At 75.9% G+C, this 23629-nt stretch carries 23 protein-coding genes; 15 read left to right on the forward strand and 8 right to left on the reverse strand.

The annotated features are described in order from the left end of the window. Window positions 1-4: 4 nt before the first annotated feature. From ACZ5GH_RS31685 to ACZ5GH_RS31695, 3 genes are all read right to left on the reverse strand, one after another. A complete protein-coding gene (locus tag ACZ5GH_RS31685) occupies window positions 5-727 on the reverse strand; it encodes a DedA family protein (protein WP_464335992.1) in 723 nt (240 codons plus the stop codon). Window positions 728-777: 50 nt separating this feature from the next. Beyond that, window positions 778-972, reverse strand: a complete 195-nt coding sequence (locus ACZ5GH_RS31690) for a DUF1918 domain-containing protein (protein ID WP_387759256.1) — start codon at window positions 970-972, stop codon at window positions 778-780. 124 nt (window positions 973-1096) lie between these two features. After that, window positions 1097-1762: a TetR/AcrR family transcriptional regulator gene (locus ACZ5GH_RS31695; RefSeq protein ID WP_387759257.1), complete on the reverse strand. Its 666-nt coding sequence runs from the start codon at window positions 1760-1762 to the stop codon at window positions 1097-1099. Window positions 1763-2050: 288 nt separating this feature from the next. Between ACZ5GH_RS31695 and ACZ5GH_RS31700 the strand changes: the two genes are divergently transcribed. Then, window positions 2051-2638, forward strand: a complete 588-nt coding sequence (locus tag ACZ5GH_RS31700; protein ID WP_387759259.1) for a DUF6309 family protein — start codon at window positions 2051-2053, stop codon at window positions 2636-2638. A gap of 102 nt (window positions 2639-2740) precedes the next feature. Next, on the forward strand, window positions 2741-3595 hold the full coding sequence (locus tag ACZ5GH_RS31705; protein ID WP_387759260.1) for a TauD/TfdA family dioxygenase: 855 nt from the start codon (window positions 2741-2743) through the stop codon (window positions 3593-3595). 88 nt (window positions 3596-3683) lie between these two features. On the opposite strand, the gene ACZ5GH_RS31710 is transcribed toward ACZ5GH_RS31705, so the two are convergent. Beyond that, on the reverse strand, window positions 3684-4370 hold the full coding sequence (locus tag ACZ5GH_RS31710) for a Tat pathway signal sequence domain protein (RefSeq protein ID WP_464335993.1): 687 nt from the start codon (window positions 4368-4370) through the stop codon (window positions 3684-3686). Between the two features lie 219 nt (window positions 4371-4589). On the opposite strand from ACZ5GH_RS31710, the gene ACZ5GH_RS31715 reads away from it, so the two are divergent. The 5 genes from ACZ5GH_RS31715 to ACZ5GH_RS31735 all read left to right on the forward strand — a co-directional run bounded on the left by ACZ5GH_RS31715 (window position 4590) and on the right by ACZ5GH_RS31735 (window position 9400). Further along, entirely contained in the window at window positions 4590-6128 is a 1539-nt protein-coding gene (locus ACZ5GH_RS31715) for a hypothetical protein (protein WP_464335994.1), read from the forward strand. 96 nt (window positions 6129-6224) lie between these two features. Then, window positions 6225-7028, forward strand: a complete 804-nt coding sequence (locus ACZ5GH_RS31720) for a methyltransferase domain-containing protein (protein ID WP_387759265.1) — start codon at window positions 6225-6227, stop codon at window positions 7026-7028. 23 nt (window positions 7029-7051) lie between these two features. Next, window positions 7052-7801 carry a maleylpyruvate isomerase family mycothiol-dependent enzyme gene (locus ACZ5GH_RS31725; protein WP_387759266.1) on the forward strand — a complete coding sequence of 250 codons (750 nt, stop codon included), beginning with the start codon at window positions 7052-7054 and terminating at the stop codon, window positions 7799-7801. Beyond that, the gene (locus ACZ5GH_RS31730) at window positions 7798-8523 is read left to right on the forward strand and encodes a P-loop nucleotide/nucleoside kinase family protein (protein WP_464336906.1); all 726 of its coding nucleotides are present in this window, start codon (window positions 7798-7800) and stop codon (window positions 8521-8523) included. The genes ACZ5GH_RS31725 and ACZ5GH_RS31730 overlap by 4 nt, the downstream gene beginning before the upstream one ends. A gap of 10 nt (window positions 8524-8533) precedes the next feature. Further along, a complete protein-coding gene (locus ACZ5GH_RS31735; RefSeq protein WP_464335995.1) occupies window positions 8534-9400 on the forward strand; it encodes an NAD-dependent protein deacetylase in 867 nt (288 codons plus the stop codon). A gap of 76 nt (window positions 9401-9476) precedes the next feature. Here the strand turns inward: ACZ5GH_RS31735 and ACZ5GH_RS31740 are convergent, their stop codons facing one another. Then, the gene (locus ACZ5GH_RS31740; RefSeq protein WP_464335996.1) at window positions 9477-10133 is read right to left on the reverse strand and encodes a hypothetical protein; all 657 of its coding nucleotides are present in this window, start codon (window positions 10131-10133) and stop codon (window positions 9477-9479) included. A 961-nt stretch (window positions 10134-11094) separates the two neighbouring features. On the opposite strand from ACZ5GH_RS31740, the gene ACZ5GH_RS31745 reads away from it, so the two are divergent. The 3 genes from ACZ5GH_RS31745 (at window position 11095) to ACZ5GH_RS31755 (ending at window position 16161) form a co-directional block, all read left to right on the forward strand. Next, entirely contained in the window at window positions 11095-12288 is a 1194-nt protein-coding gene (locus tag ACZ5GH_RS31745) for an MFS transporter (protein WP_464336907.1), read from the forward strand. A 494-nt stretch (window positions 12289-12782) separates the two neighbouring features. Further along, window positions 12783-14639 (forward strand): sialidase family protein, encoded by a 1857-nt coding sequence (locus ACZ5GH_RS31750; RefSeq protein WP_464335997.1) that lies wholly within the window; start codon window positions 12783-12785, stop codon window positions 14637-14639. Window positions 14640-14817: 178 nt separating this feature from the next. After that, entirely contained in the window at window positions 14818-16161 is a 1344-nt protein-coding gene (locus ACZ5GH_RS31755) for a GH1 family beta-glucosidase (RefSeq protein WP_387759277.1), read from the forward strand. Between the two features lie 165 nt (window positions 16162-16326). Here the strand turns inward: ACZ5GH_RS31755 and ACZ5GH_RS31760 are convergent, their stop codons facing one another. The 3 genes from ACZ5GH_RS31760 to ACZ5GH_RS31770 form a co-directional block, all read right to left on the reverse strand. Then, on the reverse strand, window positions 16327-17454 hold the full coding sequence (locus tag ACZ5GH_RS31760; protein ID WP_464335998.1) for an NADH:flavin oxidoreductase: 1128 nt from the start codon (window positions 17452-17454) through the stop codon (window positions 16327-16329). 242 nt (window positions 17455-17696) lie between these two features. Next, window positions 17697-18704: a tyrosinase family protein gene (locus ACZ5GH_RS31765; protein ID WP_464335999.1), complete on the reverse strand. Its 1008-nt coding sequence runs from the start codon at window positions 18702-18704 to the stop codon at window positions 17697-17699. A 1-nt stretch (window position 18705) separates the two neighbouring features. Continuing rightward, window positions 18706-19038, reverse strand: a complete 333-nt coding sequence (locus ACZ5GH_RS31770) for a hypothetical protein (RefSeq protein ID WP_387759281.1) — start codon at window positions 19036-19038, stop codon at window positions 18706-18708. Window positions 19039-19278: 240 nt separating this feature from the next. On the opposite strand from ACZ5GH_RS31770, the gene ACZ5GH_RS31775 reads away from it, so the two are divergent. From ACZ5GH_RS31775 to ACZ5GH_RS31795, 5 genes are all read left to right on the forward strand, one after another. Beyond that, complete coding sequence (locus tag ACZ5GH_RS31775; RefSeq protein ID WP_387759283.1) at window positions 19279-19809, forward strand: RNA polymerase sigma factor; 531 nt, start codon at window positions 19279-19281, stop codon at window positions 19807-19809. Next, the gene (locus ACZ5GH_RS31780) at window positions 19806-20645 is read left to right on the forward strand and encodes a zf-HC2 domain-containing protein (protein WP_464336000.1); all 840 of its coding nucleotides are present in this window, start codon (window positions 19806-19808) and stop codon (window positions 20643-20645) included. Before ACZ5GH_RS31775 ends, ACZ5GH_RS31780 begins: the two co-directional genes overlap by 4 nt. Window positions 20646-20736: 91 nt before the next feature. Further along, the gene (locus tag ACZ5GH_RS31785; protein ID WP_387759286.1) at window positions 20737-21549 is read left to right on the forward strand and encodes an ATP-binding cassette domain-containing protein; all 813 of its coding nucleotides are present in this window, start codon (window positions 20737-20739) and stop codon (window positions 21547-21549) included. 97 nt (window positions 21550-21646) lie between these two features. Beyond that, window positions 21647-22981: a hypothetical protein gene (locus ACZ5GH_RS31790; protein WP_464336001.1), complete on the forward strand. Its 1335-nt coding sequence runs from the start codon at window positions 21647-21649 to the stop codon at window positions 22979-22981. Further along, window positions 22978-23571, forward strand: coding sequence for a hypothetical protein (locus tag ACZ5GH_RS31795; RefSeq protein WP_387759290.1), 594 nt, complete (start codon window positions 22978-22980; stop codon window positions 23569-23571). Before ACZ5GH_RS31790 ends, ACZ5GH_RS31795 begins: the two co-directional genes overlap by 4 nt. Window positions 23572-23629: the final 58 nt, after the last annotated feature.

Raw genomic sequence — 23629 nt, forward strand, 5'->3', positions numbered from 1 at the left:
GCGGCTACCCGGGTCCGGTGTCGCCGCCGGCATCGTCGTCGGGTCCGGTGTCGGTGTCGGCGTCGGCGTCGGTTCCGGGCCCGGCGTCGCCGTCCGCGCGGCGCCGGCGCCGGTAGCGCAGCACCTGGCGGAGCAGGAAGGCGCCGACCAGAAAGCCCAACCCGACCGCGAACCAGACCTGGTAGCGCAGCGCCGTGTGGTAGACGGTGCCGATGTTCGCGCCGGCGAGGTAGCCGAAGGCGCCCCAGACCGCCGTCCACAGCGCCGCGCCGAGCAGGTTGTACGGCTGGAAGCGGCGCCAGGGCATCTCCGTGGTGCCGGCGATGATCCCGTTGTACTGGCGCAGCCCGTCCACGAACCGGGCGACGGTGACCACCTTGCCGCCGTGCCGGGCGAAGAAGCCGTCCGCGCGCTCCATCCGCGCCGGGGTGAGCAGCACGTAGCGGCCCCAGCGGTGGACGAAGGCGCGCCCGCCGGTGCGGCCGACCAGGTAGCCGAGGGTGTTGCCGAGCGCGGCGGCGCCGGCCGCGATCAGCAGCACCGAGGCGAAGTCGAGGTGCCCGGTGCCGGCGTACACCGAGGCCAGCACCAGGACAGTCTGCCCAGGCACCGGGATGCCGCAGTTGTCCAGCAGGACGAGCAGCGCCACCGCGAGGTGCCCGTAGTGGTCCAGCAGTGGCGCGAGCCCGGCGAGTGCCCCGGGCAGCGGGGTCGCGGGGGCGGACACCGCTCCTCACCACCTCGCGCGGGGGGCGCGCGGGGCGGCGGGGGTGTGGGTCAGCGCCCCGCCTGGCGCTGTTCGATGTTGCAGTCGGGGCCGGGGTAGATCAGGCCCTCGTGGCCGTCCTCGAAGCGGACCACGTACGGCGGTTCGCCGTCCGTGCCGCGCACTTCGACGATCTCGCCCTTCCGGTCCACCATGCCCACGGACCTGCTGTGGATATGGAGCTGGTCACCTACCGCTGCGTGCATGGTCTGCTCCTCCGGTCGTGCGCGGCGACCGCCTCCGCGGCCGTTCGCTATCCACTGTGCTGCGGGTGCGGCGGGCTCGCAACGCCTCGGGCCGGGGGGACGTCCGGGACCGCGGTGCCGGGCGTCAGCGGGCGGAGGGCTGTTGCGCGAGGTAGCCGCGGACCAACCGCTTGCACTCGGCGATCAGGGCCGGATCGCCCTCCGGGGCCTCCCGGAAGGCCAGTTTGAGCACCGCGTCGGCGGCCTCCAGCGCCACCCGCAGGGTCAGGGTGGCCGTCGGGTCGCCGGGCCGGAACAGCTCGCCGCCGAGCGCCTGGAGCCGCAGCGCGACGGCGGTGTTGTTGTCCACCCCGGCGTCCAGCAGGTGCCGGTCGTCCCGGACGCCGGAGGGGACGGCCGGTCCGGCCAGGCCGAAGTCCAGCTGGCCGAAGCCCGGCACCGCGCGCTTCATCGCGACGAACTCCTCCACCGCGAGGTCGGTGAAGACGGCGGGGCCGACCGGTGCGGCGGTGGCCAGCCGGGCGTCCAGGCGCTGGAGGTACTGGTCCAGGTTGCGGGTGGCGAGCGCGGCCAGCAGGTCCTCCTTGCCGGCGAAGAACTGGTAGAGGGTGCCGATCGGCACCCGGGCGCGCTGGGCGACCTCCTTGGTGGTGAGCGCGGTCGCCCCGACCTCGTCGAGCAGCCCGGCGCAGGCGTCCAGGATGCGGCCGTACCGCTCCAGGCTGCGCTGCTGGACCGGGCGGCGCCTGACCGGTCCGGCCGTCTGCTGAGTCCTGGCTCCCGCGTTCATGACCTCACTGTGCCGCATCCGCTGTTGCGGCGGCGAATCACCGGGGCGCGAACGGCCCGGCGTTCCCCGTGGGGCCGCTGTCGCGCGGCGGCCGGAGCCGAACGGCACGGTGGCGGGAAGGCGTCCACGCGTCGGCACCGGCCTTGTCGTGGACGCGAGGACGGGTTCATACTCCTGGGGCGGACTACCTCGCGTGATCGACGTGTGCCTCTTCGTGGTGATCGCGGTTCAGCCGTGGCGGCCGGGGCGCCCGTGCCCCACCGGAACCGTCGTCTGAGGAGCACTGCCGTGGAGATCGTCACCGCCGTCGCCTATTCCGAGGTCCGCGACGCCTACCTGCGGGACCACCCGGTGGAGCGGTCCCACGAGGCGAACAGCAACTGGTACGCGGCGGAGAACCTCGAACGCGCCGACCGGATCCCCGGCGGCTGGTGGCGGATCCGGCTGTCCCGGGCGGACGTCCTGGGCATCGTGCTGCCCTGGCACCTCAGCGAGGGCGGGAAGCTCGAACTGGTGCCGCGCTCCGGGGCGACGGTGGCCGAGGCGGCCGAACGGATCCGGGCCGGCGGGGCCGCCTGGAGCGCCGCCAACCCGGTCTGCGCGGCGAAGCTGCGGCTGCTGCGGTGGGCCCCGTTCACGCCCCTGTTCCTCAGTACGGACCCGGTCGACCACCCCGACTACGGGGGTCTGGAGGTCCGGTCGGGCCTGATCCACCTCGACGGCCTGCACCGCATGCTGGCCTGGGAGTTGGCCGGACGGCTGCCCGGCCGGGCGCAGCTGGACGGCTACCTGGTGGGCGATCCGCGGGTGGCCGGCGGGCCCGCCCGGGCGGGGTGGGCGGATCGGGCGGGTGTGGCCGGGGACGAGCCGGCGTGACCTCCGCGGCGCGGCACCGCCGGCCGGCCTCCTGCGGCCCCCTGGCTGTGGGCGCCGGCCGCCGCGGGCGGCGGTCGGCAGGGAGGAGAGGGTGTGGACGCGGTGACCGAAATCGGTTGGAGCGGCCTGGAGTTGGACGCCCGGCGGGAGCTCTGGTCGGTCCCGGTGGGGGAGCGGGAACGGCGGCTGCTCCGGGCCGGCGCGCGGGCCGGCCGGTGGGATGAGGGCGAGGAAGTGCGCTCCCGGCTCGGGGAGTTCGCCCGGAACGCCACCGACTCGGTCGGCCTCGCCCAGGTGCGCGGCCTGGTGGACCCGGCCCGCCCGGAGCGGGAGACCACGGAGGTGCTCTCCTTCCTGCTGGGGGACTTCGGCCGGATCGTCCCGCAGAACGGGCGCGGCGACCTCGTCTCGGTGCTGCGCGACCGGGGCGGCGACGGCGCCTCCGAACTCGGCCTCCACTGCGACACCTGCGACCTGCTGGTGCTGCTCTGCCTGCGGCCCGCCTTCGACGGCGGCGGGCTGACCAGACTGGCGAGCGCCCGGCACGTCCACGACCTGATCCAGCGGGAGCGCCCGGACGCGCTGGCGACGCTCCGCGAGGACTGGACCTTCGACCGCAGCGGCCGGGCGGGCCCGCAGCTGGTGGTGACCCCGATCCTGTACGACCGCAAGGACGGGACGATCGGCTGCTACTACCAGACCCGCACCGTCCGCTCGTCCCCCGACCGCGGCGGGCCCGAGCTGACGGACCGCCAGTGGGAGGCGCTCGGGGTGCTGGACGAGGTGCTCTACCGGCCGGAGACCGTCTTCGGGCTGCCGATGGCCGCGGGGGACCTGCTGATCGTCCGCAACAGCCGGGTGCTGCACGGGCGTTCGCCGTTCGTCGACGAGCCCGGTCGGTACTCCCGGCGGATGCTGCGGGTCTGGCTGAACGAGGGGGAGGAGTGGGCGCGGTGACACGGCTGCGGGCACGGGCTGCTGGCACGGGCCGGCCGGCGGGACCCGGGCGGGCGCGGCGGCGCCGCCGCGCCCGCCCCGGTGGCGGTCAGTTGACGAAGACCGCCGGGCTGCCCGTCTGGCTGGTGTCGGCGACCGGACCGTACGTCGCGGAGAAGTAGCCGTCGGCCGGGCACAGCGTCGAGCCGGCGCTCTTGGCGAAGTGCTCGGTGCGGAAGGCCAGGCTGTGCGCGGCGTTGTCGGCGCTGCCGGTGAACGCGCCGCTCAGCTGGTACGAACAGGTGATGGTGCCGAACCAGGTGTCCAGCACGGCGGTGGCCTGGATCGTCCCGGCGGACCCGCCGATGAGGGTGACCGGCAGGCCGGGGGCGTCGGAGACGGTGAGGCCGTACGGCAGGTTGCCGACCGTCAGGCTGCGCACCGAGGTGACCCCGGTGACGTTGGCGGTGCACGAGCCGAAGGTCAGCCCGGTCAGCGACGCGGTGGCGCTGCCCGGCGCCGCCGGGTTGCTCAGCACCGAGGCCGCGAGCTTCGACGTGGCGCAGGTGACACCGGTGGTGCTGGTCGCGGTCGAGTAGAAGGTGGCCTTGGTGCCGGTGGCGAGCGGCGCGGTGAGCGCGTCGCCCACGGCGACGGCCGTGCCGCCCGCACTGCCGGTGCTGAGCACCGGGCCGGCGGCGAGCGCCTCCGGCGACGCGGCGGCGGGTACGGTGGCCAGCGCGCCGGCGGCGCAGAGGGCGGCGGCGGTGACGGCGAGGTGGCGGCTGGAGCGCATGGGAAACCTCTTCCTCGGTGAGGGGCGAGAAGACGTCCTCTCGCGGCTCCCGGGCGGTGGGGACCGGGGAGCGCGCGGCGTATCCGGGCTCCATAGGGTCCAGCGGTGACCGTGCGCCGTCAAGGTGATGGGCCGAACTTGCTGACTTTTCGTCAGCAAGGAGGAGCAGAGCGGCCGGTCCCGGTCGCGGTCTTCCCTTCGCCCGCCGGGAGCAGCACTGTGGTGGGCGCGGACCTGTCGGACGGGGTGGGTGGATTGGGCGACCAGGACGAGACGCACAAGCACGAGGCGCACGGGCGCGAGGCGGGCAGGCACGAGACGCACAACCGGATCAACCAGAGCACCATCCACGGCAACGTGTTCATGGGCGGCGTCCTCTCGCTGATGGGCGGCCGCAGACCGCGACTGCGCCTGCTGGTCGCCGTGTTCTGCGCGCTGGCGCTGCTGGGTGCCGGCACGACGTACTGGGCGCTGACCGCGACGGACGGCGGCAGGGCGCCGGAACTCGGCGCCCGCTACGATCCCGGGCACGGTGACGCCGACGCGACCACGGTCGTCCCCGAGGTGGTGAAACCGGCCGAGCTCCCCGCCGTCACCGGCTGCGGCGCCGCCCGGACGTGGTCGCACGCGCAGGGCGGCACGGACGTGGGCGCGTCGCCGCTCTCGGTCTCGATGGTCGGCAACGGCCACACCGTGGCGATCGAGCAGGTGCGGGCGACGATCGTGGGCGAGCCCCGCGAGCCGCTGCCCGGCACGGTCGTGAACTGCACCGGACAGGGGGAGGGCAGGAAGATCGACATGGGCGTCGACCTGGACTCGCCGAACCCGGTCGCGCTGGTCGGCGCCGCCGGACCGGTCTCGTTCGCGCCGTACTTCACCGACAAGTACCTCTACCTGGAGAACCAGAAGCCCGAGGTCGTCAGCCTCACCGTGCTCGCGACCCGGCACAGCTACGACTACGTGCTCACGGTCGAGGGCACGCTCGACGGCAAGCGCCACACCTGGACGCTGAAGGACGGCGACCGCCCGTTCCGCATCTCCGGGGTGCGAACCGCCCGGGGTGCCGAGCTGTCGACCCACGGCAGGGGCTGGGAGACCGGCTACGGCCGGGGCTCCGGTGAGCGCGTCCGGTGCAACCCCTGCTACGACCAGGACGAGAAGGAGATCCCGGGCACCGCGGTCGCCGCCGCCCCGGCCGGCTACACCTTCGCCTCCGCCCCGGACGCCGATCCGACGCAGCCGCCGCCCCCGCCGAGGGACCGGCCGACCGGGCCGACGCCGCCGCTGACCGTCGACGCGCACGACGCGGAGTCCGTCGCGATCGCCTGGGCCGTCACCTCGGGCAGCTTCGACACCTCCCGGGGCGACACCGGGCCGGCCGCCGTCCTGAGCCGGGTCCGCGGGTATCTGACTCCGCAACTTGCCTCCTCCGGCGGCGGGTTGAACGCCTGCGCGGTGGACGGCTCGGTCTGGCCCGCCGAGCTGGTGACCCGCCGGGGCTGGTCGGTGGTCACCGGGGCCGCCGCGCGCCCCGTGGCGGGCCGCTTCGACCCGCACGACCTCACCGGCGACGTGGTCGAACTGGAGGTCCCCGTCGACTGCGCCTACGTCGCGGACGGCGGCTGGTCCCAGCGGCCCCAGGGGCTCATCGCGCGCCTGCGGCTCCAGCGCCAGCCCGACGGCGGCTACCTGATCTCCGACATCGGCAAGGTGACGTACGACTTCCCGGCGCCCACCGACCCCGTCCCGGAGCCCTGAGAACCGCGCCACCCCGGCCGGCCTGCCCGGTTGCTCCGCCGGCTGTCCTGCCTGGCCGCTCCGCCCGGCCGCTCCGCCGCCTGCGAGAATCCCGGCATGGCTGAGCACGACAGCGACCGCGGCTACCTCCTGGACAACCGCCGGCCGGAGGCGGGCGTCCGGTTCGCCGCCCTCGCCGAGCTGTTCGACCCGGTGACCTTCCGGCACGTCGACGCCCTCGGGATCGGCCCCGGCATGCGCTGCTGGGAGGTCGGCGCGGGCGGCCCCTCGGTGCCGCTCGGGCTCGCCGAGCGGGTCGGCCCGACCGGCGCGGTGGTCGCCACCGACATCGACGTCTCCTGGACCGCTCCCGCCGCCGGCGGCGTGATCGAGGTGCTGCGCCACGACGTCGCCGCCGACCCGCCGCCGCCCGGCGGCTTCGACCTGGTGCACGCCCGGCTGGTGCTGGTGCACGTCGCCGAGCGCGCCGAGGCCCTGCGCCGGATGGTGCGGGCGCTGCGCCCCGGCGGCCGGCTGCTCCTGGAGGACGCCGACCCGAGCCTGCAACCGCTGCTCTGCCCGGACGAGTCCGGCCCCGACGAGCGCCTCGCCAACCGGCTGCGGACCGGCTTCCGCACCCTGATGGCCGGGCGCGGCGCCGACCTCGCGTACGGGCGGACGCTGCCCAGGGCGCTGCGCGAGGCGGGCCTGGTCGACGTCCGGGCCGACGCGTACTTCCCGATCACCTCGCCGGCCTGCGCGGTCCTGGAGGACGCGACGGTCCGGCAGATCCGCCGACCGCTGGTGCGGGAGGGGCTCGCGACGGACGAGGAGATCGACCGCCACCTGGCCAACGTCGCCGCCGGGCGGCTGGACCTGGCCACCGCGCCGATGATCTCCGCCTGGGGGCGCCGCCCGTGACGCGTCGTGCCGTGACCCCGTCCGTGTCGGCTTCCGCAGGCGTCGACGGGGCCGAGGTCGTCGCACTGCTCGCCGAGGTGCGCGCCTCCGCCGGGCGGCTCCTCGCCACCGCCGGCGCCCTGACCGACCGGCAGGCCCGCGAGCCCTCGCCGCTGCCCGGCTGGAGCCGTGGCCACGTCCTCACCCACCTCGCCCGCAGCGCCGACGCGTACCGGTGGCTGTTGGCCGTGGCCCGGACCGGCACCGCGCCGGGGCCGCGCGCCGATGCCGCCGCGCTGGACCGGGCGCTGCACGAGGGCGCCGGGCGGCGAGCCGTGGAGCTGGTCGCCGACCTGCGCGGGAGCCTGGACGGGATGCTCACCGAGGCGGACAGCATGCCCGCCGAGCGGTGGCCCGTCCTGGTGTCCGCGCTCGCGGGCTGGCGGCACCCGGCCTGGTTCACCCTGCACCGGGCGTGGCGGGAGCTCGAAACCCACCACCTCGACCTCGGTCTCGGCCGCTCGACCGCCGACTGGCCCACCGGGTACGTCGCCCGGACGCTCGACGGGACGGCGGCCGCGCTGGCCGCACGCGGATTCCCGGTCGCCCGGCTGACGGCCACCGACCTCGGCCGCGACTGGCCGCTGGCCCCGGTCGGCCCCACCGTCCGTGGCCCCGGCCACGCCCTGCTCGGCTGGCTGTCGGGGCGCGGGCCGGCGGCGGGTCTGCGGGCGGACGGGCCGCTGCCGGTACCGCCGGCGTGGCCGCTGCCGCCGGTGCCGGGCTGGGGATGACGGTGCCGGGCCGGGTTTCGACGGTGGCGGGCGGCGGCCGTTCTCGCGCAGACTCACCAGGCGTGACGCCACCCCCGACCGCGGACCGCCGCTCGGCCGCGCACCCGCTCCCAACGGAACTCCGCCGCCCGACCGCGGACCGACGCCCGCGGCTGCTCGTCGTGAGCGGCCCGCCCGGCGCGGGCAAGACCACGCTGGCGCACGCCCTGGCCGACGCGCTCGGCCGGCCGGCGGTCTGCCGGGACGAGATCAAGGAGCGGATGGCCGCCGCCCGGGAGGCGCCGGTCGAGGACCTGGACCGGCGGGCCCTCACCGAGTTCTTCCGCACCATCGAGGGGCACCTGCGCGCGGGAACGGACCTGGTGGCGGAGGCGGCCTACCAGGACCGGCTGTGGCGGCCCGGCCTGGCGCCGCTCGTCGGCCTCGCCGAGCTGCGCGTCGTGCGCTGCACCGTCCACCCCGACGCCGCCCGCGAGCGGATCGTCCGCAGGGCCGCCGAGGCGCCCGTTCGCGCCGTCCACGCCGACGGCGAACTGCTGCGCCGGATCGCGCGCGGCGAGCGGCCGATCGAGTCCTGGGTGCCGATCGCCCTGGACGCCCCCTGCCTGCTGGTGGACACCACCCGGGGCTGGGACCCGCCGCTGGAACGGATCACGGCCTTCGCCACCGGCGCGGCCGAGGAGCCGCCCCACCGGAACGGGACGCCCGGGACGTCGGTCTAACCTCGACGGTATGGACGCGTTCGAACACCCGGGCGGGCCGGCCGCCCCGCCGGGGGAGGAGCTGGAAGCGCTGGTACGGCTGCTGGACCGGCGCGGCGCCGTGGTGCTCAGCGGGGCGGGCCTGTCCACCGAGTCCGGCATCCCCGACTACCGCGGCGCCACCGGCCGCCGCCGCAGCGGCACCCCGATGACGTACCAGGAGTTCACCGGCAGCGCGGACGCCCGGCGCCGCTACTGGGCCCGCAGCCACACCGGCTGGCCCGCGATCGCCGGTGCCCGGCCCAACGCCGGGCACCACGCGGTGGAACGGCTGCGCCGGGCCGGGCACGTCGCGGCGGTCATCACCCAGAACGTCGACGGCCTCCACCACGCGGCCGGCACCCGGGAGGCCGTCGAACTGCACGGCGGCCTGCGCCGGGTGGTCTGCCTCGGCTGCCGCCGCACCAGCACCCGGGCCGAACTGGACCGGCGGCTGGAGGAGCTCAACCGGGGCTTCCGCCGGCCAGGGGCGCAGCTGCGCCCGGACGGCGACGCGCAGCTGCCGCAGCCGCTGGTGGACGGCTTCCGGGTCGCCGCCTGCACGGACTGCGGTGGCGTGCTCAAGCCCGACGTGGTCTTCTTCGGCGAGAACGTCCCGCCGCCCAGGGTCGACCACTGCTACGAACTGGTCGACGCGGCAAGCTCGTTGGTGGTGCTCGGGTCCTCCCTGGCGGTCCTGTCCGGGCTGCGCTTCGTGCGCCGCGCCGCCCGGTCGCGGCTGCCGGTCGCGATCGTCAACCAGGGGCCGACGCGCGGGGACGAACTCGCCGGGCTCCGGCTCGACCTGCCGCTGGGGCGGGCCATGACGGAGGTCGCCCGGCTGCTCGACGAGGCCTGACCGGCCGACGAGCAGCCCCATCACGCGGCCCGTCCGCGCAGCCCGCCCCTCCGCGCCGCCCGCGCAGCCCGCCCGCTCAGCCCGGCTGCTGGGCGGGCCGGCCCGGCACCCAGAGCGGCACCCGGCCGCCGCGGGGCATGGAACGCGCCGCGTCCTGCTCCAGCCAACCGGCCATCCGCTGCGGATCGTCCTCGCACAGGTCCACCAGCGCGGACGCGGCGATCCGGGTGCAGCACAGCACCAGCGCCAGGGTGTCCCGGCGGCGGTGCCGGTCCCGTACGTACGCCTCGCCGCGCTCCTCGATGCGGCGGGCGTGGCCCGGCCCGTCCTCGGCGGTCAGCGCCTGGACCCCGTGCCACACCAGGGTCAGCGCACAGGGTTCGGCCGGGTGCGAGGCGCCCTCCCGCTGCGCCCGCTCGCGGGCCTCCGCCGAGCGCTGCCCCAGCCATTCCAGCGCCGCCGGCCCGTCCTCCCGGCAGGAGCGCAGCACCAGCTCCGCCGCTCGGGCCACCACGGCCCGCAGCACCGCCGGCGCGGGCACCCGCAGCCCGGACGCGGGCCCGTCGCCGAACGCCAGCCAGGCGTCGGCGAAGGCGGCGGCCCGCAGTCCGCCCACCCAGCCGGGCGCCCCGTCCTCCGTGCCCAACCGGTCCTGCGCCCCCAGCCGGACGAGCCCCACGGCCGTCAGGCACGCCGCGTCCCCGTCCAGCTCCCGCAGCCATCCACTCCGCACCAGCACACACCCCCGTCAGCGGTTCATCCCCGTGGGGCTCATCCCACCACACCAGGACGGGAACGAACTAGACAGGGTCACGTCACAATCTGGAAGCGGGTCGTCCGGTAGTCCTCCGACGTGGGCGGCTGCGAGCCGAGCCGAGCCGACCCGGACCGAGCAGAGCCGACCCGACCTGGGCCGGGTCGGGCCGGGCCGAGCCGACCCGAGCGGGGCGAGCGGGGGCGGTCGGTCGGCCGGCTTGTCGTGGGGCGGCCGCGGCGGGTTTCGGCTCCCGGGGTGTGAGCGTCGGGTGAGTTGGGCAGGGGCACGTCAGACCCGGGCGGCTGTGCGGACGCCCGGTGCGTCGGGACGTGGCCGGAGCAGGCCCGTCATCAGTGTGTCGCGAGCCCGTCGACCGGGGCGAGGACGTCCGCCATGGACCCCGCCGGGTCGATCACCGGGTAGCGGACGCCACAGGCGGTGCGGGCGGCCCCCGGCGCGAGGGCGGGCCCCTGAACCGGTCGGTGCCCGCGGCCCGTAAGTCGGGCAGGCGCGGTGCCGCGGCCAGTTGGACGTCGGCGTCGCAGAGCGGCCGGGAAGGGGCTGCGGGCGTGCCCGGCGAACACGGCCGACCGGTACGGGGGTTGGGGGCCGCTGCCGTGGACCCGCGCGCCGCGGGTCGGTCGACTCGCCGGTGGCGGAGATGAGTTGTGGCTCCCGCGACCGGCAGCCGGCCTGGGGGATCGCGCAGCGGGAATCCGCCGTTCCGCGCCGTGCCGCCTGAGCGCGGCCGGTGGATCGACGGGCGGGGATCGGCGGGCCGGGGACGGGCCGGGGGCGGCTCGGGGAACGGGGGTCGGGGCTGGGTGGACGGGTTGCGACGGAAGGGGTGGGACCGAGGGTGGACACGACGACGCGAACGGCGGCGGTGGAGGTCCGCGGAGCGGAGTTCGAGCCACAACTCGGCGCTCCGGCAGGGGTGTTCCGGCGATTCTGGGCCGGATCGCTGGTGAGCCGGTTGGGGGACCAGGTGACCGGCGTCGCCCTGCCGCTGATCGCCGTGCTCACGTTGCACGCGACGGCCTGGCAGGTCGGCCTGGTCACCGGCGCCGGCTACCTGGCCTGGCTGCTGGTCGGACTCCCGGCCGGCGTCCTGGTCCACCGGCTCCCGCTGCGCGGCACGCAGGTGGCGGCGGACCTGGTGCGCGGTCTCGCCGTCGCCTCGGTGCCGGTGGCGGCCGCCCTGGGGGTGCTCGGCCTGCCGCAGCTGGTGGCGGTCGCCCTGCTGAACGGGCTGGCGAGCGTGGTCTTCGACGTCGGCAACTCCACCTTCCTGCCCTCGATCGTTCCCAAGGAGGAGCTGACCGCCCGCAACAGCCTGCTCTCCGGCACCAGCGCCGCGACCGAGCTGGCCGGCCCCTCGCTCGGCGGGGTACTGGTCCAACTCGTCGGCGGCGCGGCCGCGATGGTGCTGGACGCGGTCAGCTACCTGGCCTCGGCGGCCCTGCTGCGCAGCCTGCCGCGCCCGGAGCGCCCCGCCGGTCGGCCGGCCGGCGCGGGGATGCGCCAGCAGATCCGCGAGGGCTGGCACTTCGTCACCCGGCACTCGGTGATCGGGCCGTGCACCGCCGACGCCACCGCGGTCAACCTCGTCGGCGGCGGGCTGATGACGCTCACCCCGGTGTTCCTGGTCGACACCCTCGACGCGACGGCCGCCACCGTCGGCGCCCTGATGGCCGCCGGCGGCCTCGGCAGTCTGATCGGTGCGGCCCTCACCCCCCGGGTGGTCTCCCGGGTCGGCAGCGGCGGCGCCCTGCGGCGGGCGGCGCTGACCTCCGCGCTCTTCACCTTCCTGCTCCCGGCGGCCGGCTCCGGCTGGGCGGCGCTGGTCTACGCCGTCGGCAACGCGGGCTTCTCGGCGGGCGTCGTGGTGACCACCGTCGTCGCCCGCACCCACCGGCAGGCCCACACCCCGCCGGTGCTGCTCCCCAGGGTGATGGCCACCGTCCGGTTCGTCTCCTGGGGCGCCATCCCGGTCGGCGCGCTCCTGGCCGGCGCCGCCTCCACCGCGTGGGGGCCGCGTACGGCGCTGCTCGTGCTGGCGGTGTGCAGCCTGGCCGGCCCGGTGATCCTGGCGGCGAGCCCGATCCGCCGCCTGCGCGACCTCGCCTGACCGGCCCGGCGGCCGGGCAGACCCGACAGGGGCAGCCCGGGGCAGCCGCGCGCCTCCTGCCACGGCCCTGGTCGGGCCGGTGCCGGGGGGGCGCTCGTGGGTGCTCTCCCCATGCCCGTTCCCGGTGGGGGGACAAACCCCCGCCGGGCCGTTCCACGAGTTTCGGTCGCACATCTTGTGTGATGTCATGGCCCGGTTCACACTTCCGATTTACGAACACGCGTGTCCTTCCGCGTGAACGTCTTTCACCCCTTCATGTGTCGGGTGGCCTCCTCCGGCCGGGTCCGGACGGCGGCCGCCGCCACCACCGGGCGCCGCCGGCCGCCCACCCCGCTCGGCCACGACGACAACCGGACGGGCGACGTCACCCCACGAGATCCACGGCGTCGCGCCGTCCTGATCCGCACCCACCCACCGGGGCGGATCGCCGTGCCCTCCGGCCGCGGTCCGCCCCTCGTCGTCCGCACTCCCACCCCCACGCAAAGGAGCTTCGGATGAGGCACCCGCGCACCCCTGCCTCCTGGCGGCGGCCGTTCGCCGCCGTCGCGGCGGCCGCCCTCGCCCTGGCCGGCGCCGCCTGGAACGCCGGCCCGGCCGGCGCGTCCCCGTACGCCGGCCCGGCCGTCACCACCCGGGCCGGCCACCACGACGCCGGGACCACCGGCTCCACTCCGGACGACTTCGCCCTCGCCGGCAGCCCCGCCGCGGCGATGGTGCGAGCGGGCTCGTCCGTGACCTCCACCGTCACGACGGCCGTCACGGCCGGCGAGGCGCAGACCGTCTCGCTGTCGGCGAGCGGCCTGCCGCCGGGCGCCACCGCCGTCTTCAGCCCGTCCGCCGTGCGGGCGGGCGTGCCCGCCGCGCTCACCGTCTCCACCACGGCGAGCACCCCGTCCGGCACGTACCCGATCACCGTGACCGGTGCCGGAACCTCGGCCACCCGCACGGCCACCTTCAGCCTGACCGTCCACGGCCGCGGACCGAACCTGGTCCAGGTGAGCACCGACCCGTTCGCCGACACCGGCGGCCAGCACGCCACCGAGGTGGAGCCCGACACCTTCGACTACGGCGGCACGATCGTCGCCGCCGCCCAGGTCGGTCGGTTCACCAACGGCGGCGCGGCGGACCTCGGTTGGAGCACCTCCCGCGACGGCGGCCTCAGCTGGCAGCACGGCATGCTGCCCGGCCTCACCACCCACCAGGGCGGCGGCCGCTGGGCCCGCGCCTCCGACCCGGTGGTCGCCTACGACGCCAGGCACGGCACCTGGATGATCGCCGGCCTGGTCATCGACTCGGTGCTCAACGGTGCCGGGGTGACCGTCAGCCGCTCCGCCGACGGGCTGAACTGGCAGGCCCCGGTGCAGGCGGTCGGCTTCGACGGGCAGAGCTACGACAAGGAGTGGATCGTCTGCGACAACACTCCCACCAGCCGGTACTTCGGCAACTGCTACATCGAGGTCGACCTCCCCTCCTCCGACAACAAGGTGATCATGTCGACCTCCCGGGACGGCGGCACCACCTGGTCGGCGCCGGCGGGCCCGTCCGGCATCGACCTCGGCCTCGGCGGGCAGCCGTTGGTGCAGCCCAACGGCACGGTCGTGGTCCCGTTCTCGACCGACACCACCTCGATCCGCTCCTTCAACTCCACCGACGGGGGCGCGTCCTGGAGCTCCACGGTGCTGGTCGCCGACGTCCTCGCGCACGGCGTCGCGGGCGGCCTGCGCGACGGCGAGGGCCTGCCCTCGGCCGAGATCGACGCCGACGGCAGGGTCTACGTGGCCTGGCAGGACTGCCGATTCCGCTCCGGCTGCCAGGCCAACGACATCGTCTTCGCGACCTCGACCGACGGCACCACCTGGTCCGCCGTGACCCGGGTGCCGATCGATCCCACCACCAGCGGCGTCGACCACTTCATCCCCGGCATCGGCGTCGACCACGCCACCGCCGGCCCCGGCGCCAGGATCGGGCTGTACTACTACTTCTACCCGAACGCCGACTGCACCGCCGCCACCTGCGAGTTGGCGGTCGGCTTCATCTCCTCCGCCAACGGCGGCGCCACCTGGAGCGCGCCGCAGACCGTCGCCGGCCCGATGCCGCTGTCCCGGATCGCCGCCACGTCGGGGGGCCGCATGGTCGGCGACTACCTCTCCACCTCCGTGGTCAACGGCAGGGCGGTGGCGGTCTTCGCCGTCGGCAGGACCCCGCCCGCCGGCCAGGCCTTCGACGAGGCCATGTACGCCGTCGCCGGCGGCCTCCCGGTCCGCGCCGGGACCACCCCCTCCAGCACCGGGCCGGTCGTCTCGACCGCACCCGCCCGGGAACGGCACCTCCCGCCGGTGATCCGCCACTGACCCCTCCGGCCCGTCCTCCTGCCCTGGCGGGAGGACGGATCCTGCCGCGCCCCGCACCGGGACCGGTGGCCGGGCCCGATCCCCGCCGCCGGGGCGGCAGTTGCCGACGCGGGCCTCTGGTGTTCCGGCACCACGCCAGTAACATGAGTCCTCCTCACGTTCACGTCAGGAGGCTGTCATGCCGGACCGCTTCGACCTGCCGGCGGACTTCCGCTGGGGTGCCGCCACCGCCGCCTACCAGATCGAGGGGGCGGTGACCGAGGACGGTCGCGGCCCGTCGATCTGGGACACCTTCACCGCCCGCCCCGGCGCCGTTCGCGACGGCCACACCGGCGCGGTGGCCTGCGACCACTACCACCGGTACCCCGAGGACATCGAGCTGATGAAGCGCCTCGGCCTCGACGGCTACCGCTTCTCCGTCGCCTGGCCCCGCGTCCTGCCCACCGGCGCCGGCACCGTCAACCCGGCCGGACTCGCCTTCTACGACCGCCTGGTGGACGCCCTGTTGGAAGCGGGCATCACCCCGCTCCCCACGCTCTTCCACTGGGACCTCCCGCAGGGCCTGGAGGACGGCGGAGGCTGGCTCGACCGCGACACCGCCCACCGCTTCGCCGAGTACGCGGGGATCGTCACCGACCGCCTCGGCGACCGCGTCCCCGCCTGGATCACCCTCAACGAGCCCTTCGTGCACACGGTGTTCGGCTACGCGCTGGGCACCCACGCCCCCGGCCGCACCCTGATGTTCGAGGCCCTCCCGGCCGCCCACCACCAGCTCCTCGCCCACGGCCTGGCCGCCTCGGTCCTCCACGACCGCGGCCTGGAGGCGATGCTCTCCAACAACCTCACCCCGGTCCACCCGGCCACCGCCTCCGCCGAGGACGCGGCCGCCGCCGAGGCCTACGACGCCCTCCACAACCGGCTGTTCACCGACCCCGTGCTCCTCGGCCGCTACCCCGACCTGTCCGCCCTCGGTGTCCCCGACGACCTCTTCGGCGCCGTCCACCCCGGCGACCTCGACCTCATCCACACCCCCGGCCTGGACGGCCTCGGCCTCAACTTCTACAACCCCACCCGCGTCGCCGCCCCCACCGAACCGGGCCTGCCCTTCGACCTCGTCGACATCCCCGACGTCCCCCACACCGCCTTCGGCTGGCCCGTCGTCCCCGACGCCCTGCGCCAACTCCTCCTGAAACTCCGCGAGTCGTACGGCAAGGCCCTCCCGCCCATCACCATCACCGAGAACGGCTGCTCGGTCACCGAGGAGACCGTCCCCGACCGGCCCCGCATCGACTTCATGGCCGCCCACCTCGACGCCCTCGCCCGGGCCGCCGCCGAGGGCGTCGACATCCGCGGCTACTACACCTGGTCCCTCCTCGACAACTTCGAATGGGCGGAAGGGCTGTTCAGCCAGCGCTTCGGCCTCGTCCACGTCGACTTCGAGACCCAGCGCCGCACGCCGAAGGCCTCGTACGCCTGGTACCGCGAGCTGATCGCCGCCCACCGGGCGCGGAACCCGAGGTAGGTCCCCCCGGCTCCGGCCGGGCGGCCGTCGCGGACGTCCCCGCTCGACGACGCACCGCACGGCTCCCGGGTCGGAGCCGTGCGGTGCTTCCCGGTCGGTGAGGGCCGCCCTCCGCCGCCCGGGCGGGCGCTTCGGCCCGCGCGAGGCCTGGTGGCGGCGCCGGCGTCAGCTCAGGGTGCGGAGGGCGGCGGCGTCGTAGGGGCGGAGGTCGGTGAAGCGGCCGGCCAGGACCTTGGCGGCCCACTGCGGGTCCTGGAGGAGGGCGCGGCCGACGGCGACCAGGTCGAACTCGTCGCGCTCCAGCCGGTCGAGCAGGTTGTCGATGCCCTGGATCGCCGCGCCCTCGCCCATGAACGCGCGGACGAAGTCGCCGTCCAGGCCGACCGAGCCGACGGTGATGGCGGGGCGGCCGGTGAGCTTCCTGGTCCAGCCGGCCAGGTTGAGGTCCGAGCCGTCGAACTCGGGGACCCAGTAGCGGCGGGTCGAGGCGTGGAAGGCGTCGACGCCGGCGTCGGCGAGCGGGGCGAGGATCGCCTCCAGCTCCTGCGGGGTCCCGGCGAGGCGGGCCTCGTAGTTCTCCGCCTTCCACTGGGAGTAGCGGAAGATCACCGGGAATTCCGGGGAGACGGCCTCGCGCACCGCGGCGACGAGCTCGGCCGTGAACTTCGTCCGGGCGACCGGGTCGCCGCCGTAGGCGTCGGTGCGGCGGTTGGTGCCCGCCCAGAGGAACTGGTCGAGCAGGTAGCCGTGGGCGCCGTGCAGCTCGACGCCGTCGAAGCCGATCCGCTCGGCGGCCGCGGCGGCCTCGGCGAACGCGCCGATGACGGCGTCCAGGTCGGCCCGGGTCATCGCCCGGCCCGTTCCCTCGGTGCCGTCCAGCCGGACGCCGGACGGGCCGATGGCGGGAGCGCCGGCGAACGGCGGGTCCTCCTGCTTGCGGACCATGCCGATGTGCCAGAGCTGCGGCACGATGGTGCCGCCCGCCGCGTGGACGTCCTCGGCGACCCGGGCCCACCCGGCCAGCTGCTCCTCGCCGTGGAAGCGCGGGATGTCGTCGCTCTGACCGGCGGACTCGTGGCCGACGTACGTTCCCTCGGTGACGATCAGGCCCACACCGGCGGCGGCGCGGCGGGCGTAGTACGAGCGCACGTCCTCGCCGGGCACGCCGCCGGGGGAGAACCTGCGCGTCATCGGCGCCATCACGATGCGGTTGGGCACGGTCAGCCCGTTGATCGAGACGGGCCGGGACAGGATCTCGGCGGCGCGGGAGGTGGCGGGCTCGGTGACGGTCATGGGGATTCCTCGCGGATAGCGGTGGCGTGCGCCGGGACGGAGACGGTTGCCGGTGCCAACCGCCTCGGCGGCCGTCGCATTTCGCCGGCCGCGGGAAACCCGCTGTGATCCACGTCACCGCAGGCCGGCGCGCGGGGCGTCCGGCCGACCGGCCACCGGGCCGGCGACTTCGGCACCCGTCGCGCGGCCGGGCCGGGCAACGGGTGCGGGAGGAACGGACGCCGGCGCGGGCCGGGCCGCGCTCAGGGCAGGGTGTCGTAGCCGTAGATCGCCGACACGTCCAGGACGGAACGCGGGGTCGCGGCGCGGCCGAGCGGGGAGGCGATCGGGTCGTCGATCCGCTCGCCCTGGTAGACGTTCGCCGGGGCGGTCATGTCGGGGGCGTAGAGCGGCCCGTAGCGGTTCAGCCAGCCCGCCCAGATGCGGTCGACGTTGCAGTGGTGCAGGTAGAACAGCGGGTCGTTGGGCGAGGTGGAGGGGCCCATGTCGCCGCCGGTCCAGACGTGGACCTGGTTGTGCAGGTGGACCGGCCGGGCCGGGTCCTTGGGGATCCAGCCTTCGAGCAGGTTGCGGAAGCCCTGGGAGGAGGCGTTGAAGTCGAGGGTGTCGTAGCGGTCGGCGGGATCGGGGCCGGCCGGGGTGAACGCGAGGGCGGCCTCGACCTCGGCGCCGGTCGGGAGGGTGCGCCAGCCGAACGGCGGCTCCTGGGCGAAGGAGCGGCGCAGGCCGCGGCTGGTCTGGGCCAGCTTCATGCCGTCCGGGCCGGCGGCTTCGATGCGGACGGTGAAGGTGGCGGGATCGGCCGGGTGGTAGGCGAACGGACCGTCGGCCACCGGGTCGCCGTCGCCGCCCAGGCAGGCGGGGGAGAAGATCTCGGCGTCGGTCGGCGAGCCGGCGTCGCCGTCGGCCGCCCAGTCCCAGTACGGGAGGGCGAAGTCCGGTTTCCTGAGCACCCGTTGGAGGTTCTTCTCGAGGAATCCGAGCATCACCCGGTGCCAGGGCAGGAAGATCGGCCCGCGGTGGGCGGCGTTGCGCACCCGGGGGCTCCCGTCGGGCGGGATCGCGGTCGCCATCGTCCGGCCGTGCCAGACGACGAACAGGTCGTACGTGCGGACCGGGACGACCGGGCCGGGGACGCCCAACTGCTGGGTGGTGAACCGGCTGTCCTCCTGCTTGAGCAGGCCGATGCCGCGGACGTAGTCGTCGCGGGCGGCCGTGTCCTCGAGGATGTTCCTGCGGACGACGGGCATCTCAGTCGCCGCCCCGGAACGAGTCGGGATAGGTGTGGATCAGCACCTTGACGGCGTCCACCGCGGAGACGAACTGGTAGGCGGGCAGGCCGTGGCAGGACAGCATGCCGCTGTCGTCCACGTCGAGCCCGGCCGTCAGCGGCCGGCCGTCCACCGTGATCTCGTAGGTCGTGGTGACGCTGATCCGGTGCCCCTCGTACTCCGCGGTGCGGACGGACTTCGCCGGGCCGTGCCCGTGGTCCATCGGCGGGTGCGGCAGGGCCGCCAGGTAGCCCCCGAAGGCTGCCGGCGCGGCGGCGGCCCCGAGCTGGTTCGGATCGATGGTCGGGTCCATGGCGACTCCCTGCCGGTAGCGGTCCCGGCCTGGCGGAGCCGGGCGTTCCCCTCCACCATCGCGCCGCACCCGTCCGTCCGCACCCCCCGGGCCGTCCACCCGCCGGGCGGGACCGGCGGAGCACCGCGCCGGGGGCGGGGGCGGGCGGAACCGGCCGGTGTGACGTGGATCACGGTGCTCGGGAAAACCGCGGCGCCGGGCACCGCGTAAGACCAGGACGTGAAACGTTCACCGGCCTCGATGACCGAAGCCCAACTGGTCCGGCGGATCGCCCGCGGGGACGCGACCGCCTTCGACGAGCTGTACCGGCGCAGCGCCCCCTGGCTGACCGCACGGCTGCGCCGACGCTGCGCGGACGACGAGATCGTCGCCGAAGTCCTGCAGGAGACGTACCTGGCGGTGTGGCGGGCGGCCGGGTCGTTCGCCGACAGCATGCGCGGGGAGGAGGCCGGCGGGTGGCTGTGGACGATCGCGGCCCGGCGGCTGGTGGACGCCTTCCGGGCGCGCGGGCGGCACGGCGCGCTGCCCCCGCTGTCCGTCGCCCCGGCGCCGGCGCCGTCGGCCGAGCACGAGGTGCTGGAAGCCGCGGTCGGCGGCGACGTCGGCGCGGCCCTGGACCGGCTCGCACCCGAACTGCACCAGGTGCTCACCGCGATGGTGCTCGACGGCCTGACCGTCCGGGAGACCGCGGCGCTGCTGAAGATCCCCGAGGGAACGGTCAAGACCCGTGCCCGCCGTGCCCGCCTCGACCTGCGAAAGGCCCTGTCATGACTGCCCACGTCCCGCACCGGCTGCTGGTGAGCTACGTCCTGGGTGGTGCTGCCCCGGGCACCGCCCCCACCACCGGCGAGCTGTGGGCGGTGGAGGCGCACCTGGAGCGCTGCGCCCCGTGCCGGGCCGAGCTGGGGAGGGTGTCCCTCGCCCACAGCCCGGCCGACACCGCGCTGGTGGCGCGGGTGCGCGAGCGCCTCTCGGAGGTGGTGCCGCTGACGCCGGTGCGCCGCCGGCGGTGGCGGCGGGCACGGGCGGGGCTGGCCCGGTGGGCGGCCCCGGCGTTCGGGCCGTGGGTCGCGGCGCTCGTGCTCGTCGTGCTCGGCGCCCTGCTGCTGTCGTCGGCCGCCGACCCCGGCTCCCCGGTGCTGGTGCTGCTGGCCCCGGCGATGCCGCTGCTGGGCGTGGCCCTGAGCTGGGGGCCGCACTCCGACCCGGTCCACGAGCTGGTCGCCGCGACCCCGCGGGCGGGGCTCGGGCTGCTCCTGCGCCGGACCGTGGCCGTACTGGCCCTGGTGATCCCGGCGCTGGCGGTCGGCGGCTGGATCACCGGCACCGCGCCGGCGCTGGTCCTGCTGCCGGCCCTCGCCCTGACCTGCGCCGCCCTGGCGCTCGGCAGCCTGCTGGGCGTCCAGCGCGCGGCGGCGGGACTCGGCGCGGGGTGGGCCGCGATCGTGGTCGTCCCCGCCATGGACGGCGGCGGCACCGTGCCGTCGTACCTGCGGGACTCGGCCGCCCCGGGGTGGGCGGTCGCGGCCGCCGTCCTGGCCGCCGCCGTCGTCCTGTGCCGCACCGGCTACCTGCACCCCCGCGAGGCCCGCGCCCGCCGAGGCTGACCGCCCGCCGCTGCCGCCCGCTCGGCCGCGGCCCGTCCGACACGCGCAACACCCGTCCCGCCCTTCACCCGCACCGCGAGGAGAACCGCCCATGCCCGTCACCGGCATCGCCGCCGAGATCGCCCCCGCCCGCTACGCCCACCACATCCGGGCCCGCGCACTGACCGTCCGGCACGGCCGCCGCCTCGCGGTCGCCGGGATCGACCTGGACCTCGGCACCGGCGTGCACGGTCTGCTCGGCCCCAACGGCGCGGGCAAGACCACCCTGATCCGCACCCTCGCCACCGTCCTGACCCCGCACGGCGGCGAGCTGGAACTCCTGGGCGCCCCCCGGCGCAGTCGGGGCGAACTGCGGGAGGTGCGCCGCCGGCTGGGCTACCTGCCGCAGGCCTTCGGCCACTACCGGCGGTTCACCGTACGGGAGTTCGTCGAATACATGGCCTGGCTCAAGGAGGTGCCGCGGCGCCGGACGGCCGACGCCGTGCAGCACGCCATCGACCGGGTCGACCTGACCGGCCGGGCCGACGACCGGATGGGCTCGCTCTCCGGCGGCATGCTGCGCCGGGCGGGCATCGCCCAGGCGATCGTCAACGACCCCGACATCCTGCTGCTCGACGAGCCCACGGTCGGTCTGGACCCCGCCCAGCGCCTGGAGTTCCGTGCCCTGCTGCGCGACATCGGCGAACAGTCCTGCGTGCTGGTCTCCACCCACCTGGTCGAGGACGTCGCCGCGGCCTGCACCAGCGTCGTGCTGATCGACGAGGGCGGCACGGTCTTCGCGGGCCACGTCGACGGGATCCGCGCCGCGGGCACCGACGCGGACCCGGGCGACAGCGACATCGAGCGAGGCTACTCCGCCATCCTGCGCCGGCACCGCGAGGCGAAGGCCCGCGCCCCGAAGTAGACCGGCGCCCCTGAAGTACGGTCGGCGCCCCCGAAGCAGGGCCCCGCACCGGTGGCGCCCTGCACCTCCCCGACCCCTAGAACACTGGAGACGACGTATGTTCCGCATGACGCGCCTGGAGGCGAAGCGCTCGGTCGCACCGGCGCTGCTCCTGGTGCTGGCCGTCCTGGCCCGGATCTTCCTCTGGATGGACGTCCAGCAGTGGGCGGCCAGTTGGACCTCGCTGGTCTACTCGCTGCGGTCGACCGCCTGGATCTGCCTGCCGGTGGTGCTGGCCGCCGCGATCTGGCACGGCGGGCGGGAGCGGCGCAGCGCGGTGTCCGAACTGTTCGCCGCCACACCGCGGCCGGGCCCGGTGCGGCTGCTGCCGGCCCTCGTGGTGGTGGCCGGAGCGGCGGTCGTCGCGGTGGCGGCGGTGATCGGGTGGTCCGTGGTGATCGTCTCCGGGAACGCGACGTTCAGCGACGGCGGGTGGCCGCTGGGCCTCGCGGTGGGGCTGCTCGCCGTCGTCGCCGTGGCCCTGCTCGGACTGGGCATCGGCCGGGTGGCCCCGGCGCCGGTGGCGGCGCCGCTGGGAGCGGTGCTGCTGTTCCTGGTCCTGGCGGTCGCCCAGATCCGGGACGGCCGACCGGCGAACCGGCTGGTGGACACGGTGCTGCCGATGCTGCCGGTGACGGACGACTTCCACCGGGTGCTGCCCTCGCTGTCCGCCGGCCAGGCCGTCTGGTTGACCGCCCTCGGGGTGACCGGCGTGCTGCTGGCCGTCGCCGGGACCACCCGGGCCCGGGTGCTGGCCGCGGCACCGGCCGTGGTGGGGCTGGCGCTCGGTTCGCTGGTGGCGCCCTCGGGCGCGATCGTCCCGGAGCCGCGGGCCACCGAGCTGGTCTGCGCACCGGAGGACGGCCGGGTCTGCGTCACCAGGGTGCACCGCGCCGCGCTGCCCGACCTCCTGCCGCCCGCCCGCAAGGTGCTCGACGCCTTCGCCGCGGTGCCCGGCGGTCCGACCCGGGTGCAGGAGGACCCGGTGAGCTGGATGCTGGACGACGGCAGGGCGGCGGGCGGAGCAGTGGACCCCGGAACGGTACGGATCGAGCTGCCGTACCGGACCCAGCAGGGCGGCATCCGCTGGGAGCCGGACACGGTGGTCGACCTGGTGGCCCAGCACGCCGTCGTCGACCTCGGCTGCTTCTCCGACGAGCGGGGGCGGACGCGGGCGTCCGACGCCTCCCGGGCGGTCTCCGCGGTGCTCCTGGGCACGCCCGCCGACCGGCTGGGCCCCGTCGCCCGGGCGGCCCACGACACCCTGCGCGCGCTGCCCGACGGGGAGCGGTACCGGCGGATCGGGGAGGCCCGGAAGGCCGGGCTGGCCTGCCAGGACCCACTGGCGGCCGTGACGGGTGACGTCGCGACGGGCGAGGGGGCCGGCCGGTGACCCAGCGACTGCGCGGCCTGGTGCTGCACCTGCGCAGCCGGGCGATCCCGGCGACCCTCCTGGTCTTCCTGGCCGCCGCCGCCCTCACCTGGGCCGGGCACCGGCTGGACGATCCGGGGACCGCGCGCGCGGTCGGGCTGATCGCCGTGGTGCTGGGCGTCGCCGCCGTCGCCCGTACCCTGGCCGGCCCGGACGAGGAGCTGGAGCGCGGCACCCCGGTCCGCTGGCGGCTGGTCAGGGCACTGCACGTGCTGCTGCTCGGCGGGGTCCTGTTCGGCCTGCTCGCCGCCGCCCGGGCGGCCGCCGACCGGCCGACCCACGCGGTGCCCTTCGGCAGCCTCGCCCTGGCGGTGTCGGCGCTCACCGCGCTGACGGCCCTCGCGGCGGCGCTGTTCGGAGCGCATGCTGCCTGGGCGCCGCCCGTCGGCTGGGCGCTGCTGATGGTGGCGATCGGGCCCCGGCCGACCCGGTTCGAGCAGGCGCTCACCTGGCTCGTCCAGGAGCCCCGCACCGACACCTCGACGACGGTGGCCGTGGGCCTCACGGTGCTGGGCGCCGTCGCCTACACCCTGCGCGGCAGCCGCCGCTGACCCCGCCCGGAGCCCGGCGGGCGCCGCTGATCAGGCCCGGAGCCCGGCGGACGCCGGG

It is taken from the genome of Kitasatospora sp. Xyl93 (assembly GCF_055383135.1).